General features: G+C 69.6%; 15 protein-coding genes. 6 read left to right on the forward strand and 9 right to left on the reverse strand.

The features are described from left to right. The first annotated feature begins 113 nt into the window (after positions 1-113). Complete coding sequence (locus OED01_RS00235) at positions 114-677, forward strand: small multidrug efflux protein (RefSeq protein ID WP_264156385.1); 564 nt, start codon at positions 114-116, stop codon at positions 675-677. 1 nt (position 678) lies between these two features. Here OED01_RS00235 and OED01_RS00240 read toward each other — a convergent pair whose 3' ends face one another. Then, a complete protein-coding gene (locus OED01_RS00240) occupies positions 679-1758 on the reverse strand; it encodes a carboxylate-amine ligase (protein ID WP_264156386.1) in 1080 nt (359 codons plus the stop codon). 22 nt (positions 1759-1780) lie between these two features. Beyond that, positions 1781-1954 (reverse strand): CsbD family protein, encoded by a 174-nt coding sequence (locus OED01_RS00245; protein ID WP_264156387.1) that lies wholly within the window; start codon positions 1952-1954, stop codon positions 1781-1783. 682 nt (positions 1955-2636) lie between these two features. Between OED01_RS00245 and OED01_RS00250 the strand changes: the two genes are divergently transcribed. Continuing rightward, on the forward strand, positions 2637-2843 hold the full coding sequence (locus OED01_RS00250; protein ID WP_046014597.1) for a cold-shock protein: 207 nt from the start codon (positions 2637-2639) through the stop codon (positions 2841-2843). Between the two features lie 81 nt (positions 2844-2924). Here OED01_RS00250 and OED01_RS00255 read toward each other — a convergent pair whose 3' ends face one another. The 6 genes from OED01_RS00255 to OED01_RS00280 all read right to left on the reverse strand — a co-directional run bounded on the left by OED01_RS00255 (position 2925) and on the right by OED01_RS00280 (position 9194). Further along, a complete protein-coding gene (locus tag OED01_RS00255) occupies positions 2925-3596 on the reverse strand; it encodes an HAD hydrolase-like protein (RefSeq protein WP_264156388.1) in 672 nt (223 codons plus the stop codon). A gap of 23 nt (positions 3597-3619) precedes the next feature. Then, entirely contained in the window at positions 3620-4582 is a 963-nt protein-coding gene (locus OED01_RS00260; protein WP_264156389.1) for a DUF389 domain-containing protein, read from the reverse strand. 124 nt (positions 4583-4706) lie between these two features. Continuing rightward, a complete protein-coding gene (gene nucS, locus OED01_RS00265; protein WP_264156390.1) occupies positions 4707-5402 on the reverse strand; it encodes an endonuclease NucS in 696 nt (231 codons plus the stop codon). A 20-nt stretch (positions 5403-5422) separates the two neighbouring features. Further along, positions 5423-6796 (reverse strand): serine hydrolase domain-containing protein, encoded by a 1374-nt coding sequence (locus OED01_RS00270; RefSeq protein ID WP_264156391.1) that lies wholly within the window; start codon positions 6794-6796, stop codon positions 5423-5425. 39 nt (positions 6797-6835) lie between these two features. After that, a complete protein-coding gene (locus tag OED01_RS00275; protein WP_264156392.1) occupies positions 6836-7864 on the reverse strand; it encodes a LacI family DNA-binding transcriptional regulator in 1029 nt (342 codons plus the stop codon). A gap of 103 nt (positions 7865-7967) precedes the next feature. Continuing rightward, entirely contained in the window at positions 7968-9194 is a 1227-nt protein-coding gene (locus OED01_RS00280) for an MFS transporter (protein WP_264156393.1), read from the reverse strand. 59 nt (positions 9195-9253) lie between these two features. Between OED01_RS00280 and OED01_RS00285 the strand changes: the two genes are divergently transcribed. Then, a complete protein-coding gene (locus OED01_RS00285) occupies positions 9254-10312 on the forward strand; it encodes a LacI family DNA-binding transcriptional regulator (RefSeq protein ID WP_264156394.1) in 1059 nt (352 codons plus the stop codon). A 188-nt stretch (positions 10313-10500) separates the two neighbouring features. On the opposite strand, the gene OED01_RS00290 is transcribed toward OED01_RS00285, so the two are convergent. Further along, positions 10501-12003, reverse strand: a complete 1503-nt coding sequence (locus OED01_RS00290; protein WP_264156395.1) for a hypothetical protein — start codon at positions 12001-12003, stop codon at positions 10501-10503. A 124-nt stretch (positions 12004-12127) separates the two neighbouring features. On the opposite strand from OED01_RS00290, the gene OED01_RS00295 reads away from it, so the two are divergent. From OED01_RS00295 to OED01_RS00305, 3 genes are all read left to right on the forward strand, one after another. Continuing rightward, positions 12128-13195, forward strand: a complete 1068-nt coding sequence (locus tag OED01_RS00295; protein ID WP_264156396.1) for a histidinol-phosphate transaminase — start codon at positions 12128-12130, stop codon at positions 13193-13195. Positions 13196-13359: 164 nt separating this feature from the next. Then, positions 13360-14487, forward strand: coding sequence for a pyruvate dehydrogenase (acetyl-transferring) E1 component subunit alpha (gene pdhA / locus OED01_RS00300; RefSeq protein ID WP_264156397.1), 1128 nt, complete (start codon positions 13360-13362; stop codon positions 14485-14487). Beyond that, on the forward strand, positions 14484-15464 hold the full coding sequence (locus OED01_RS00305; protein WP_264156398.1) for an alpha-ketoacid dehydrogenase subunit beta: 981 nt from the start codon (positions 14484-14486) through the stop codon (positions 15462-15464). Before pdhA ends, OED01_RS00305 begins: the two co-directional genes overlap by 4 nt. Positions 15465-15469 lie beyond the last annotated feature (5 nt).

The raw sequence follows: 15469 nt of genomic DNA on the forward strand, positions 1-15469 counted from the left end.
GCGCACTGCCCGGAACCCGATGACAGCCGCACACTTCTGCATCGCCGAGCGAGGCGATGGACTGGTGTCATGCCGAGCGGGACCGCCGCTGCGGCCCGAGACAGGAGAACGTCATGAGCCTCATCGAAACCTTCCAGGACCTCGTCGCCCAGGTTCCCGAGTTCGTCCAGCCGCTCATCGTGGCGGCCGCGGGCGCCGTCCCGTTCATTGAGGGCGAGGGTGCCGCAGCGATCGGCATCATCGGCGGCATCCCTCCCGTCGTGGCAGCCGTCGCCGGCATCGTCGGCAACTTCGTGTGCGTGGCGATCCTGGTGCTGCTCAGCTCCGGAGCCAGGGATGCCGTGGTGTCCCGGCACCGCGCCAAGGTCGAAGCCCGCGAGGTGGTCGCGGTCGGATCGGGGTCGACCCTCGAGGCCGCTCCGTCGACTGCGGTGACGGACGGAAGCGAGCGCAAGGCGGCGCGGGCGGCGAAGTTCCAGCGGGCGTTCGAGCGCTATGGCGTCCCCGGGGTGAGCCTTCTCGGACCTCTGCTGCTGCCCACGCACTTCACGGCGACGATGCTCGCCGCTGCCGGAATCGGCAAGGCACGCATCCTGATCTGGCAGGCCGTGGCGATCGTCGGATGGACGACCCTCATCACGCTGATCCTGACGGGGGTCATCAACGCGGTCGCGTGAGTCACGCCGCGTGTGTCGAGTGCCCGGTCCTGCCGCCCACGAGCGCGGCGAGGCCGGGCACTCCGCCTGAGCGCAGGGCCGCGAGCTGGCGCTCCGCTCCTGTGCCCTCGGCTCGCATGAACGCGATCCGATCATGGACGAACGCGACATCCCCCGCCTGCTCGAGCTGGGGCCCGACGAGCAGCAGCAGATCCTGCAGCAGCATCCGGGCGCTGGAAACCTCCCCCGTCACAGGGTCGATGAGGGCCGCGTTCATTCCCTCCCTGGCCGCCATCCAGAGCGCGCCGTCGACGAGGTCGGCGTCGAGCGGGAGGACTGTGAGGTCCTCGGTGGTCAGGATGGCTCGGGTCAGCGCCACCAGAAGAAGAGTGTCCTCCGGGTCGAGCTGCGTGTCGAACACCCGCGTCTCGACCGTCGGATAGTGATCCGACAGGCGCGCCGCCCACGCCAGGGATGCCGCGTCCGGCGAGGCGCGCAGGCGGATGAGCTGGTCGAGATGCCGACGATAGTGCTCGTGGTCGCGGAACAGCGGCGGGCATCCCATGGTCGGCAGTCGACGCATCAGAACCGTCCGCCAGCTGCGGAATCCGGTGATGCGGGCGTGCCAGAACGGGGCGTTGCCCCCGAGCGCGAGCAGGACCGGAAGCCAGGGGCGCAATCTGTTCAGCGCTCGAACTCGCGCCTCGTCGTCTTCGATCTCGACATGCACGTGGCACCCGCAGACGTGGTGGCCGCCGGCGATGTCGGCCAGCCAGCGGGCGATCTCCCGGTAGCGGGCCGAGGGCGACACATGCCCATCCCCTGTGCCGAACGGTGTTCCGACCGGTCCGAGGATGCTGTCCTCGCCCGCTGCGATCTCGGCGGCCGCTGCCCTCGCCAGCATCAACTGGGTGCGGGCCTCGTCGAGCGTGTTCAGGGGGGACGTGGCGTACTCCAGCTGGCAGGTGAGGAACTCGCTGCTGAAGGTCCCGGGGACTCCGGCATCCGACAGCACGCGCTTCATGCCACGGCCCGAAGCCGTGGGGGCGAGAGAGTCGGGGTCGAGGAAGAAGTACTCTTCCTCGACCCCGAAGCGGGTCATGGCAGCATCCCCTTCTTCGGGATTACTCCTTGACCGCGTCCTTGACGTTCTCGCCCGCCTGCTTGACGTCGGCCTTCGCCTGCTGCGCACGGCCCTCGGCTTCGAGCTTCTCGTTGTCGGTGACCTTTCCGGCAGTCTCCTTGACGTGTCCGGCGACCTTCTCGGCGGCGTTCTTCGCCTTGTCATCGATGCCCATGTCATCCTCCTTCGTTCGGAGCACCTACTCTGCGTGAACAGGCCGGAAGGGTCGACGGGGTTGACGGCACGGGCGCCAGGCGTTAGCGGATCCGGCGCGGTTGCGGGGGAGGCGGGCGACGGATGTCAGATCCGTGCTGTGCGCCCGTGCCCCTCCCGAAACCTGCGACCCGATGGGCCTCCCGACCTTCATCGACCGCGAGGCCGGTCTGAGACCGGGAACGCGGCCGTCCATCCTCCCCCGATGGTGAAGGTGCATGTGCAACGGGAACGATCGCACCGTCTACCCCACGAGACGGCCGGTTCTCCCCAGAGCCGACGATCCACACATGCGTTCGACGTTCTCGTTCAGGTCGGTTGCCGTTGCTGTGCGAGAGTGTCGTATCGAGTCATCATCCCACGATTTTCGAGATTTGTCCCCCAAATGGGGGACAAGATTCCCGAAATCGGGTTAGGCTGTATCCGACGCACCCTCCGGTCGTCTTCTGGCCCTCATCGCTCCCCCCGCGGTGAGGGCCACACCATTTGCCGAGGGGGCTCGCGCGCGTCCTGCGCAAGTCGCGCATGCAACATTTGGGTTACCTTCTTCGGCCTGCCCGTTTCCGCCGGCGCCCGGCTCCACTAGCGTTAGCCGTGTCGGGGCACCCCTGCGTCGACGCTTTGATTCAGCAGAACGGCAGTACATGAGCACCCAGGGCACGGTCAAGTGGTTCAACTCGGAGAAGGGCTTCGGCTTCATCTCCCCCGACGACGGAGGCGCCGACGTGTTCGCGCACTACTCCGCCATCGAGTCATCCGGCTACCGCTCGCTCGACGAGAACCAGCGCGTCGAGTTCGATGTGGCGCAGGGTCCCAAGGGCCTGCAGGCCGAGAACATTCGCCCCCTCTGAGGCGATTCTCACAGAACTCCCCACCGGGGCGCGGATCCGCGCATCCGGCGGGGAGTTCTGTGCTTTCGGGGCCCGGTGCGGTCAGTCCGTGAGCAGGAGAGCCTGCAGGGCGGCGGTGTCGGCCGCGCGGAACGCGGCCGCGTCGCCTTCGGATTCTTCGCCGAAACCCCACTCCGCGAAGATGACGGGGATGCCGTAGACGGCCGCGCCCTCGACATCGTGGTGCCGGTCGCCGATGAGCACCGGCTTCGAGACGTCGGCACCTGCCGCCTGCAGACGCTCCAGCGCCCACCCGAGCACGTCCGCCTTGCTGTCGCTGCGTCCGATGGTGCCGCTGCGGGCGCCGGAGATCGCGGTGAAGAGGCCGAGCAGTTCGTTGTGCTCGAGGATCGCGCGCACCTGGTTCTCGGGCTTGGTGCTGGCGGTCGCCTGGGGGACACCCGCCGCCGCGACGGCGCGGATGACATCCGCGACCCCGGGGTAGATGTCGACGGACGCGGCGTAGCCGTCACGGGCGGCGAGTTCGCGATAGCGGGTCAGCGCGTCCTCGGCCTGCAGCGCGCTCAGCCCCGCGAGCGTCTGGAACGACTCGTACATCGGCGGACCCACCCAGCGCGACAGCGACGCCGGATCCGGTGCCGGCTGCCCGAATGTCGCCAGCACTTCCAGGAGCCGCGGGAAGATGCCTGGTGTCGCGTCGGCGATGGTGCCATCGACATCCCACAGCACACAGGTATACAGGGAATGGGGCATGCCTCCAGCCTAGAGGCGCGGCGTCACTGCGCCGGCTCGTCGCCCAGCTCGATGCGGTACGCGGGCACGAACTCGACGTCGACATCGGACGGCGAGACACCGGCGGCGCGCAGCGCCTGTTCGAGGTCGGCGGTGTCGGGCATCGGCGGAGCACCCGTGAGCGTGATCTCGGCCTCTCCCCCGCTCACGGTGAGTCCGTCGATCTGCCAGTCCGCATCCTCCGCCCATGGCTCGGCGGCCTGGCGGATGCGGGCTTCCATGAGGGCGTCGGTCGAGAAGCGCACCGACGTCGTGGCGAGCGGGATCGCGATGATCGCGAGCGAGACGATGATCGAGATCAGCGATCGGTAGGGGCGCGCCTGGCCGACGGCATCCTCGTCGGCCAGCCCCTGCCATCTGCCGCGGAAGGGAGCGAGGACGATGATGCCGGAGCCGAGGATCGCCGCCACGTTGGTCGCGAACAGCAGAAGTGCCCCGCCGGCCTCCGACCACGCGCCGGACTCGAGCGTCAGACCCACGACGCTCAGCGGGGGCACGAGTGAGATCGCGATCGCCACGCCGGGCAGCGTGTCCGAGATGTCCTTGCGCACGAGGGCCACCGCACCGACGACGCCGGTCGCGAGCGCGGCGAGCAGGTCGATCAGATGCGGGGCGATACGCCCCGAGACCTGCGAGTTGTTCAGCGCGATGATCGGCGACGGGACGACGAGACCCACGAGGTAGCCGATCGCCACGGCTGACAGCGCCCCCAGGATCACGAGCGTCCAGCAGCGGGCGAGGTTGTGACGGCTGCCGAGGACGGTCGCGAGGACCACGCCGAGGATCGGGGTCATGAGCGGTGCGACGATCATCGCGCCGATCACGGTCGCGGTCGAGTCTGCGACCAGGCCTGCCGCGGCGATGATGCTCGCCAGGACGATCAGCAGCCAGAAGCGCGAGTACCGCCTCCCGGCCTCCGGTCCTTCGAAGAAGACCGCATCGCGCATCGCCGCCAGTGTGTTCACAGGCCCCTCCCGCGGGGTAGCGGAGTCCCACTCCGACCGCGGAATCATCCCACCTGTGGGCGCGGGCAGCTCGCTCGTCTCATCCGATCCGGGCGAGCGCGCGCCGTCAGAACAGCCGGGGGACGCCCGATTCGATGCCCTTCATGGCCTCGTAGTCGAGCACCAGGCAGCGGATGCCGCGGTCCTCCGCGAGGACCCTCGCCTGCGGCTTGATCTCCTGCGCGGCGAAGACGCCCTGCACGGGAGCGAGGTGCGGGTCGCGTCCCAGCAGCTCGAGGTAGCGCGTGAGCTGCTCGACGCCGTCGATGTCGCCGCGGCGCTTGATCTCGACCGCGATCGCGGCGCCTGCGGCATCGCGCACCATCAGGTCGACGGGGCCGATCGCCGTGGGGTACTCGCGGCGGACCAGCGTGGCGCCTTCGCTGACCAGCTCGACCTGCTCGGCGAGCAGACGCTGCAGGTCGGCCTCGACGCCGTCCTTCTGCAGGCCGGGGTCGATGCCGAGGTCGTGGTTCGTGTCGTGCAGGATCTCGTAGATCTGCACGCGCAGGGCGTCACCGGTCTTCTTGTGGGTCACTCGCCAGACCTCCACGACACCGGCGGAGGACTCCTCCTCCCCCGGTTCCTCGGTCGCCAGCGAGCAGGGCGGGCTCATCCAGTTCAGCGGTTTGTAGCTGCCGCCGTCGGAGTGCACGAGCAGGCTGCCGTCGCCCTTGTGCACCAGCAGGCGCGTGGCGAGCGGGAGATGGGCATTGAGCCGACCGGTGTAGTCGACCGAGCAGCGGGCGATGACGAGACGCACCCGTCGAGCCTACTTCGTCCTCACGGCGTCGGAGTCCGTCTGGCGACCCGCTCGGGCAGGTGGAGCGTGTCGATGATCGGACGCCACAGCGGGGTCGTGTGCCACCGCACCTGCAGACCGGCGTCGTCGCGCACGAGGATCACTCGATGAGGGGATGACGGCACGACCACATGCACGAGTACGGATCCGTCGGTCCGGCGCTCGCCGCGCCCGGCCACCAGGAGCGACGCGTCGCCGGCCCCGAGCGTCGCGCGCGTCCACGCGTCAGGCCCGACATCGATCGCCCCAGCATCCGGGATCGTGAGCCGCCACCGATCGGTGCCCGCGTCGTCGAGCGTCCAGCCCTCAGCATTCTCGACCGGATCCGTCGACGCGAGCAGGTCGCGCGCGGACCATGAGTCCAGGCCCTCCGCGCCGAGTTCGACGCTCTCCCCCTCGACCGGGGAATCGGAGAATGCGTCGACGAGGCGCAGCAGCGCATCGAGCGTGCGGTGGGCCTCGGTGGTCGCGCCCTGATAGGCGATCGCGATGCCGCGCTCGGGGACGACGACGCCGAACTGTCCGTAGGCGCCGTCCAGGCGGTAGCCTCGGCGGCTGAGCCAGAGCTGGTAGCCGTAGCCGCGTCCCCAGTCGCCGAGCTCGGATTCCGGATCCGCGGGGTCGCGGGTGTCCGACCACGGCTCGACCGCATCCTGGACAAACGAGACGGGGACGACCTGGCGACCCCCGAAGCGGCCGCCGTCCGCGAGGCAGATCGTGAGTCTGGTCAGGTCCTCGACCGTCAGGTGCAGGCCGGAGAAGCCCTGGTCGAGGCCGTCGAGCGGTATCCACCATCGGGGTCCGATGCCGAGCGGATCGAGCAGCCGCGGCCGCAGGAAGTCGGAGAGAGATTCCCCGCTGACGGCCGTGACGATCGCCGAGAGCGTGAAGCTGGCCGGCGAGTTGTAGGCGAAATGGGTGCCTGGTGCGAAGTCCCCGGGGATCGTGAGCAGTGACCGGACCGAGAACGGCAGCTCCGTCGTCTGCTCGCGGCTGTGCCCGGTGTTCATCGTCAGGAGGTGCTTCACGGTGATGCCGTGCGGGTTCGGCTCATCGAGGTAGCGATCCACGGGCGCGTCGACATCGATCAGCCCGTCGTCCGCCAGGAAACCGATCGCGATGGCCGTGAACGTCTTGGAGACCGAATAGACCAGTGCGGGGGTCTCGGCATCCCACGGCGCCCAGGTACCCCGGAACAGCACGTGGCCGTGGCGGGCGATCAGCAGCGCATGCGGGTCGAGACCGCCGGCCTCGAGCTCGTCGATCAGACGGCGCAACTCCGCGGTGCGCAGGCCGTGCGCCTCCGGGGCTGCGGTGGGCAGGGCGGTGGCGACGGAGGTGGTCTCGGCGGGCATCTTCGCTCCAGTTCTCGGACGATGGCGGGGTGGCGGTGGTCAGACGGTGGCAGGGGGTGCGGTGGAATCTCGCACGACGAGTTCGGTCATCAGATCCACGCGCGTGGAACTGGGCGTACGGCCCTCGGCGAGGGTGAGCAGCATCTGCGCGGCCAGGCTGCCCATCTCGCGCAACGGCTGGTTGACGGTCGTCAGCGGCGGGCTCATCCACTCGGTGATCGGCAGGTTGTCGTAGCCGACGACCGAGAGATCCTCGGGGATGCGCAGGCCGTGCTCCCGTGCGGCGCGGGCGATGCCGATCGCGACGTCATCGGACCCCGCGAAGATGGCGGTCGGCCGAGCGGGTCCCGCCAGCATCTCCCTCGCATGATGGAATCCGGAGCCGGGGGTGAACTCGCCCCAGCGGACGAGCGCCGGGTCGAACGGAAGACCCGCGTCGTCATGCGCGCTGCGGAATCCGTCCACCCTGGCCCGCGAGCACAGCACGTCGGAGGGGCCCATGATCACTCCGATGCGGCGATGACCCAGTCCGATGAGGTGCTGCGTCGCGACGAACCCGCCGTTCCAGTTGTTCGAGCCGACCGTCGGCACATCCGTCGGCGGGTTGCCCTGCGTGTCGAGGACGACGAACGGGATCGCCCGCGAGTGGAGCTGATGGCGCTGGGTCGCGTCGAGCCCGGAGAGCACGAGAAGCACCCCGAGCGGCCGGCGGGCCATCACGTCGTCGATCCACTCCTGCGGGGGCCGATGCTGTCCGCCGAGACCCGAGAGCACGACGCCGACGCGCTCCGGTCCCGAGATGCGCTCGACGCCGTTGATGATCTCCTGCGCCCAGAGGTTGTCGCCCTCGTGGAACACGAGATCGAGCAGACGCGGTGCGCTCGCCCGCGAGCCCGTCGGACGCGAGCTGACCGGTTTGCGGTACTCGTGACGCGACAGCGCCTGCTCCACCCGGATGCGGGTCGCCTCCGCGACGTCGGCGCGGCCGTTGAGCACCTTCGACACGGTCGGGACGGAGACGCCCACCTCCGCGGCGATGTCGGCGATCGTCGCACGCGCTTTGACCATGTCGCTCCTTCGAAACTATCGGCAAGCGTAGTCGGATTTCGCGAGTCCGTGCGGACCAGTGGTCGACCGGAAGTCGAAAGTTTCGCCGGGAGGGCCGTCGAGGTCAGCGCACCGGAGTCTTCTCGGCATCGGTCAGCGGACGGGCCGCGCCCGATGCCAGGCCGGATGCCGCGACCAGGACGGCCAGGATGTACAGCGTGTTCAGCAACCCGATCTGTTCGCTGATCAGACCCAGGATCGGCGGGCCGCACAGGAACGCGGCGTAGCCGATCGTCGCCGCGGCACTCACGCGGGCGGCGGCCTTGGCCGGGTCATCCGCGGCAGCCGACATCCCGAGCGGGAAGCCGAGGGAGGCGCCGATCCCCCAGAGCGCTGCGCCCACGAAGACCAGCGGCAGCGTCGGCGCCAGGATGAACAGCACGATGCCGGCCGTGGCCGACACGGCGAGCACGCGCAGCACGGCCACCCGGCCGAAGCGGTCGACGAGCGGGCCGCCGAAGACGCGCACTGTTGTCATGGCGACAGAGAAGACGGTGAGAGCGGCCGCTCCGGTGCCGGGCCCGGCACCGTGATCTTCGCTCACGCCGAGCGCGAGCCAGTCGTTCGCGCCGCCCTCCGCGAAGGCCATGCCGAGCATCACGACGCCGAGGACATAGGTGCGCGGCTCGCGCCAGGCGGACAGTGCGACGTGCATCCGCTCGCGCCAGTGCGGCTTCTCCCCCGGCTCGGCGGGATCGAGGGTCTCCTCGCGGTTCGGCACGTTCGCGATGCTGACGAAGGCGGTGATGAGGATCAGCGCCGCCACCAGGCCCGCGTGCGGTGCGACGGTCACGTGCAGGCTGGCCGCCGCCCAGGCCACGCCGGCGCCGATCACGGTGCCGAAGCTGAAGAACGCGTGGAACAGCGGCAGGATGGTCTTTCCCGCGTGCTGCTCGATGGCGGTGGCTTCGACGTTCATCATGACGTCGAGGCATCCGTTGCCGAAGCCGAACAGCGCGAGCCCGACGATGACCACGGGGAACGAACCGAGCACGGTCGTACCGAGGCCGACGAGTGCGATGCCGACCGACAGCATGATCAACAGGCCCAGCATGCCGCGGCGCGCACCCGTGCGCGCCATCACAGCGGGACTCGTGGAGATGCCGAGGATCGAGGCGATGCCCATGCCGAGCAGGAGCAGACCGATCTGGGCGTTGTCGATGTCGAGCGCGACCTTGATGTCCGGGACGCGGGCCGCCCAGGTCGCGATCGACACACCGCTGGCGAGGAAGATCGCGAAGATCGCATTGCGCCACCGCACGTACTGCGACCGGATCAGTTCGGCATCCATGGCTCCAGCGTATCGAATCGATTCGAGCGGTGGAAACGCGGTCCATATATCCTCGAAGCATGGACCCTGCCCCCCGTCGCGCGACGATCGCCGATGTCGCACGCGCCGCCGGGGTCGCGCCGTCCACGGCATCCGTGGTGTTCAGCGGCAAGGCCCAGGTGGCTCAGGCCACGCGCGAGAAGGTGCTGGCCGCCGCGGCCTCCCTCGGCTATGCGGGACCCGATCCCCGCGCCGCATCGCTGCGCACCGGACGCAGCGGCATCGTCGCTGTGGTGCTTGAGGGTCCGCTGCGGACCGTCTTCCTGGATCCGGTGACGATCGCCATGATGGACGGCATCACCGACGGGCTCGCGGAACTCGGCGCCGCCGTGCTGCTGCTCCGGGAGGACGCGACGGCCGCGGCCGCCAACCTGACCAATGCTCCGGTCGACGCCGTCGTGCTGATCGGGTGGTCCGGTCGGACGATGGCCTCGGTCGAGATCGTACGCGGCCGCGGCATCCCGGTCGTCGTCATCGAAGGCGATGCGGGGGAGGGAATTCCCCAGATCACACTTGATAACCGGGATGCCGCGCGCGACGTCGCGCGACACGTCCACGGCCTCGGGCATCGCGACGTCGCAGTGCTCACGCTGCCGCTGGACAGTTCGCACGGACGCGGACCGGTGACGCCGGAGCGCCTCGCGTCGGCGACCGTCGAGGTCACCATCGACCGACTCGACGGCGTGCGCGAGGTGTTCCCCGACGCCCCGGCCGTCTCGGCGGCGCACAGTTCGATCGATGAGGGGCTCATCGCCGGCCGCGCTCTGCTCGCCGGCCCCGAGTCGCGCCCGACCGCCGTGCTCGCGCAGAGCGATCTGTTGGCCGCCGGCGTCATCCGCGCCGCCGAGGAGCGCGGCCTGCGGGTGCCGCAGGACATCTCGGTCACCGGTTTCGACGGAGTCACGGTCGACGGGCTCGGGCCGCACATCCTCACGACGTCCGTCCAACCGGCGACTCAGAAGGGTCGGGCGGCGGGGGAGCAGGTCACCCGGATGCTGCGCGGCGAGGGTGCGGCATCACAGCACCTGACCTGCCGCTTCCGCGTCGGCACGACGACGGCGATGCCCGCCGCGCGCTGAACCCGCGTCGGGCATCGAAACGGCTCGCGGGGTGGCGCGATTGGTCGCTTCGGCGGGCGTGACGCGGCCGATCGCGATTCCTGCGGAGGTGCGCTGCGTGCCGGACGAGGTGCAGGTGGCGCACGTGGTCGCCTCAGCGGTGCGGATGCGGCCGATTGCGCCCCCTGCTGGCATCCGCGGATGCTCCGTCAGGAGTGCGGGAACCCGAGCGGGACCTCCTCGGGGGCGAGGTCGTAGATCACGTAGCGACCGCATTCGACGACGTCGACCTGCATGGCCCCGAGCGACAGCTGCCAATTCACGGTCTGGTCGTCGGCGAGGAGGAAGCTCACCGCCGTGCTGTCGAAATCGCGACGGTTCACGAGCCACGAGTAGCCGTTGAGGCGATGGTCGACCTGCACGAGCTGCGAGGGGTCCTCGAGATGCAACTTCGGCAGCCGCGCTGTCCAGAACTGACCGGCGCCGACCTGATCCGACTCGTCGATCCAGGAGACGACGCAGGCGAGGTCTTCGTCGGGCGCCGTCGCGGCGTGGACGATCCGGGGGACGCTGAGGCCGGCCCCGACGAGCAGGAGGACCGCGACGATCGCGGTCGCGATCCGCGCCATGGCGGGGGAGAGGAGGCGCAGCGTCTTCGGGTCGGCGACGAGGGCGAGAAGCGGAGCGAACACGACCGGCTCAAGATAGCGCGCCGCGTTGGTGCCGAGCGCGATCGCGCCGATCACGACCAGCAGCGGCAGCATCCAGGCGGATGCCGCGACCAGGCGCTGCCCTCGTGTCGACGCCCGCACGGTGCGGCGAACGGCGAGCACCAGAAGGCCGGCGATGACGACCGCACCGACCCAGCCCAGCGGCGTCGACAGCCGCTCGACGACCAGGCCTCCGTAGTACGCCGCCGACTCGGGCCAGAGCTGCGGTTTCGCGTACCCGAGACCGGAGTTCTCGATCCATGCCGTGAGCGGAATACGACCGAGGAGGCCCACGATCGTGCCGCCCACGAGCCACCAGAGCAGCGCGAGCATGCGGGGACGGTCGTTCGCGCGCAGAGCCGCGAACCCCAGGACGACGCCGATGGGCACAGTCGCCCAGACCAGATACAGCGGGTTGGAGAGCGTCGTCAGCGCGGCCACGACGCCGAGCACGATCAGCATGCCTCGTCGGCGACCAGGGCGATCGCACACGCGTCGCGCGATGCCGATCGAGCAGATCACCGCGATCACCGTGGCGGAGTAGTACGTGGTGGTGAGCAGCAGCGATGCCAGCTCCAACGATTCACGCGACGCGCTCAGCTCGGTGACGGCGATCACGCCGAACGCGGCGACAGCCGTCACCGACCACGCGACCGGCGCCCTCTCAGGGCCGCGGCGACCCGCGACGAGCCGCACGGCGCCGTACAGGGCGAGGACGTTGACGACCGCGTTCACGAGCAGCAGTGCGTCGATGCCGATCGGCAGAGCGAGCCGCAGCAGCGCGAACATCGCGGACTCCGGCAGGAACAGGACCGTCGACATCGCCCAGTCCCAGCCCTGGCCCTCCAGGATCGAGCGAACGAACATCGGCACGACCAGCGAGTCGCCGTCCCTCAGCAGCAGGTCGGCCCGGGCGGTCGACGCGACCTGCCCCGTGACGATCACCGCGATCGCCGCCGCACTCAGCCAGCCGAGGAGTTCGCGCACCCATCCGTGTTTCACGGCATCAACTCTCGCATGCGGCCCTGTGCAGGCCGTCCGATCAGACCGGGCGGGTGTGCGCGACGGGCGCACCAAGTCCAAGTGGGACCACTCGGACTCTCGCGTCGCTCGTAGACTTCAGAGCGTGACCGAGCCCCAGCTGCCCCGCATCCGCCCAGAGATCGCCGCTCTTCCGCCGTATAGGCAGGGGAAGCAGGCCGGCGCCGACGCGTTCAAGCTCTCCAGCAACGAGAACCCGTTCGACCCGCTGCCGTCCGTCGTCGCGGCGATGCAGAGCACGGTCCCCGTCAACCGCTACCCTGATGCCTCCGCCGGCGCCCTCCGCGACCGGCTGGGGGAGCGGTACGGCGTCGAGCCCGATGCCGTGCACGTCGCAGCCGGTTCCGTGTCGATCCTGTATCAGCTCGTGGTGGCCGCGGCATCCGCCGGCGATGAGGTGATCTACGCCTGGCGTTCGTTCGAGGCGTACCCCGGCATCCCGCTGATCGCCGGCGCCATGTCGGTGCCCGTGCCGCTGCGCGCCGACGCGACCCACGACCTCGACGCGATGGCGGATGCCGTCACCGACCGCACCCGAGCGATCATCGTCTGCACCCCGAACAACCCCACGGGCCCGATCGTCACCAGCAGCGAGTTCGCGGCATTCGTCGCACGCGTCCCCTCCGACGTCCTCATCATCCTCGACGAGGCGTACGCCGAGTTCGTCACGGCGCCCGGCGCCGTGGACGGCCTGGCCGAGCGCGTCTTCGAGACGCACCCCAACGTCGTGGTGCTGCGGACGTTCTCGAAGGCGTTCGGCCTCGCCGGGCTCCGCATCGGCTACGCGATCGGTCACCCGCGGGTTCTGGATGCGGCGCGCAGCACCGGCATCCCGCTGTCCGTCACCTCGGCGGCCGAGCGGGCCGCGATCGCGAGCCTGGATGCCGAGACCGAACTGCGCGAGCGCGTCGCCGTGATCGTCGAGCGCCGCACGCGTCTGCGCGACGGTCTGCGTGCACAGGGCTGGGACGTGCCGGATGCCCAGGGCAACTTCGTCTGGCTGCCCACCGGCGAGCGGACCGACCAGGTCGCGGCGGCGTTCGTCGAGGCCGACCTGATCGTGCGGCCGTTCTCCGGCGACGGCATCCGGATCTCGGTCGGGGAAGACGCGTCCGTCGAGCGCGTGCTGGCCCTCGCGGCATCCGTCCGCTGACGTCCCTGACCGCGACTTGGTTTGTGCCGTGAGACGTAGTCAGCCCAGCCAAGTGTCACGTCGCAACCCACGTCTCGCGGCGGTGATTCTGCGTATTCCAGGCAGAAACAAGGACCCCCTAGCTATGCGTGACGGGGCATGCGAGCGCGGGTAGCGTGGGGCGGGTGACCTCATCTGAGACCCCTCTCGTCCGCGTCCTCGAGGCGGACGGCAGCTTCGCACCGAGCGCCGCCGCCGAGCCGTACCTGTCGCTGATCGACGCGATCAGCGACGCGGAGCTCGAGCAGTTCTACCGCGACATGGTCGTCATCCGCGCCATCGACACCCAGGCCACGAACCTGCAGCGTCAGGGACAGCTCGCGCTCTGGCCGCCGAGCCGCGGCCAGGAGGCCGCACAGGTCGGCTCCGCCCGCGCCGCCCGCACGCAGGACACGATCTTCCCGTCGTACCGCGAGCACGCCGTCACCCGCATCCGCGGCGTCGATCCCCTCGACATCATCAAGCTGATGCGCGGCGTCTCGCACGGGGGCTGGGATCCGAGCGACCCCAAGAACGGGAACACCCGCCTGTACACGCTGGTGCTGGGTTCGCAGACACTGCACGCCGTCGGCTACGCGATGGGCCTCACCTTCGACGGCCGCACCGGCACCGGTGACCCGGAGCACGACGAGGCCGTGGTCGTCTACTACGGCGACGGCGCATCCAGCCAGGGCGACGTGCACGAGGCGATGGTGTTCGCCGCCAGCTACCAGGCGCCGACCGTTTTCTTCCTGCAGAACAACCACTGGGCGATCTCCGTGCCCGTTTCCACGCAGTCCCGCGTCCCGCTCGTCGAGCGCAGCACCGGCTACGGCATCCCGAGCGTCCGCGTCGACGGCAACGACGTGCTGGCCAGCTACGCCGTCTCGCGCACAGCGCTCGAAGAGGCGCGCAGCGGCCACGGCCCGCGGGCGATCGAGGCCGTCACCTACCGCCTGGGCGCGCACACCACGAGCGATGACCCGACGAAGTACCGGGGCAGCGACGAGGAGCAGTCCTGGGCTGAGCGCGACCCGATCGTCCGCATGCGCGCGTTCCTGGAAGGGCGAGGTGCCGCGGCATCCTTCTTCTCCGACGTCGAGACCGAAGCCACCGACGCTGCCGAGGATCTGCGTGTCCGCACGCTGGAACTCCAGCCGCCCACGGCCGAGACGATGTTCACCAACGTGTACAGCGAGCCCCATCCGCTGCTCGAGCAGCAGCGCGAGTGGCTGGCGCGCTACGAGGCGTCGTTCGAGGGAGAGCAGGCATGACGATCGACACGATGCCGTTCAGCAAGGCGCTCAACGCCGGCCTGCGCAAGGCCATGGAAGACGACGCGAAGGTCCTGCTCATGGGCGAGGACATCGGCAAGCTCGGCGGCGTCTTCCGCATCACCGAGCATCTGCAGCGCGACTTCGGCACGCAGCGCGTGCTGGACACGCCGCTGGCGGAGTCCGGGATCGTCGGCTCGGCGATCGGCCTGGCGATGGCGGGGTTCCGCCCCGTCATCGAGATCCAGTTCGACGGCTTCGTGTTCCCGGCGTTCGACCAGATCACGACGCAGCTCGCGAAGCTCACCAATCGTCACGACGGCCGGCTCAGCCTGCCCATCGTGATCCGCATCCCGTACGGCGGACACATCGGCGCAGTCGAGCATCACCAGGAGAGCCCGGAGGCGTACTTCGCGCACACCCCAGGGCTGCGCGTGGTGAGTCCGTCGACGCCGAACGACGCGTACTGGATGATCCAGGACGCGATCCGCTCGAACGATCCCGTCATCTTCATGGAGCCGAAGAGCCGGTACTGGACCAAGGGCGAGGTCGACCTGTCGGCCCCCGCCGTGCCGCTGCACTCCTCCCGCGTCGTTCGGCAGGGCACCGACGTCACGCTCGTCGGCCACGGTGCCATGGTGACGACGCTGCTGCAGGCGGCGGCGCTGGCGGAGGCCGAGGGCACGAGCTGCGAGGTCGTCGACGTCCGTTCCCTGTCTCCGGTGGACTACGGGCCGATCCTCGACTCGATCCGCAAGACCGGACGCATGGTCTACGCGCAGGAGGCGCACGGTTTCGTGAGCGTCGGCAGCGAGATCTCCGCGACCGTCATGGAGCAGGCCTTCTACGCGCTCGAGGCGCCGGTGCTGCGCGTGTCCGGCTTCGACGTCCCGTTCCCACCCGCGAAGCTCGAGGGCGTCTTCCTCCCGGATGCCGATCGCATCCTCGAGGCCGTCGACCGCTCCCTGGCCTACTGATCGAA

The organism is Microbacterium sp. M28 (assembly GCF_025836995.1).
Classification (GTDB): Bacteria; Actinomycetota; Actinomycetes; order Actinomycetales; family Microbacteriaceae; genus Microbacterium.

What these genes read in the sequence shown, in the direction of transcription:
- OED01_RS00250 (WP_046014597.1), top strand. Translation starts at nt 2,637, where the DNA reads ATGAGCACCCAGGGCACGGTCAAGTGGTTCAACTCGGAGAAGGGCTTC.
- OED01_RS00280 (WP_264156393.1), bottom strand. Translation starts at nt 9,194, where the DNA reads ATGGATGCCGAACTGATCCGGTCGCAGTACGTGCGGTGGCGCAATGCG.
- OED01_RS00305 (WP_264156398.1), top strand. Translation starts at nt 14,484, where the DNA reads ATGACGATCGACACGATGCCGTTCAGCAAGGCGCTCAACGCCGGCCTG.
- OED01_RS00245 (WP_264156387.1), bottom strand. Translation starts at nt 1,954, where the DNA reads ATGGGCATCGATGACAAGGCGAAGAACGCCGCCGAGAAGGTCGCCGGA.
- OED01_RS00260 (WP_264156389.1), bottom strand. Translation starts at nt 4,582, where the DNA reads ATGCGCGATGCGGTCTTCTTCGAAGGACCGGAGGCCGGGAGGCGGTAC.
- OED01_RS00255 (WP_264156388.1), bottom strand. Translation starts at nt 3,596, where the DNA reads ATGCCCCATTCCCTGTATACCTGTGTGCTGTGGGATGTCGATGGCACC.
- OED01_RS00275 (WP_264156392.1), bottom strand. Translation starts at nt 7,864, where the DNA reads ATGGTCAAAGCGCGTGCGACGATCGCCGACATCGCCGCGGAGGTGGGC.
- OED01_RS00285 (WP_264156394.1), top strand. Translation starts at nt 9,254, where the DNA reads ATGGACCCTGCCCCCCGTCGCGCGACGATCGCCGATGTCGCACGCGCC.
- OED01_RS00270 (WP_264156391.1), bottom strand. Translation starts at nt 6,796, where the DNA reads ATGCCCGCCGAGACCACCTCCGTCGCCACCGCCCTGCCCACCGCAGCC.
- OED01_RS00235 (WP_264156385.1), top strand. Translation starts at nt 114, where the DNA reads ATGAGCCTCATCGAAACCTTCCAGGACCTCGTCGCCCAGGTTCCCGAG.
- OED01_RS00240 (WP_264156386.1), bottom strand. Translation starts at nt 1,758, where the DNA reads ATGACCCGCTTCGGGGTCGAGGAAGAGTACTTCTTCCTCGACCCCGAC.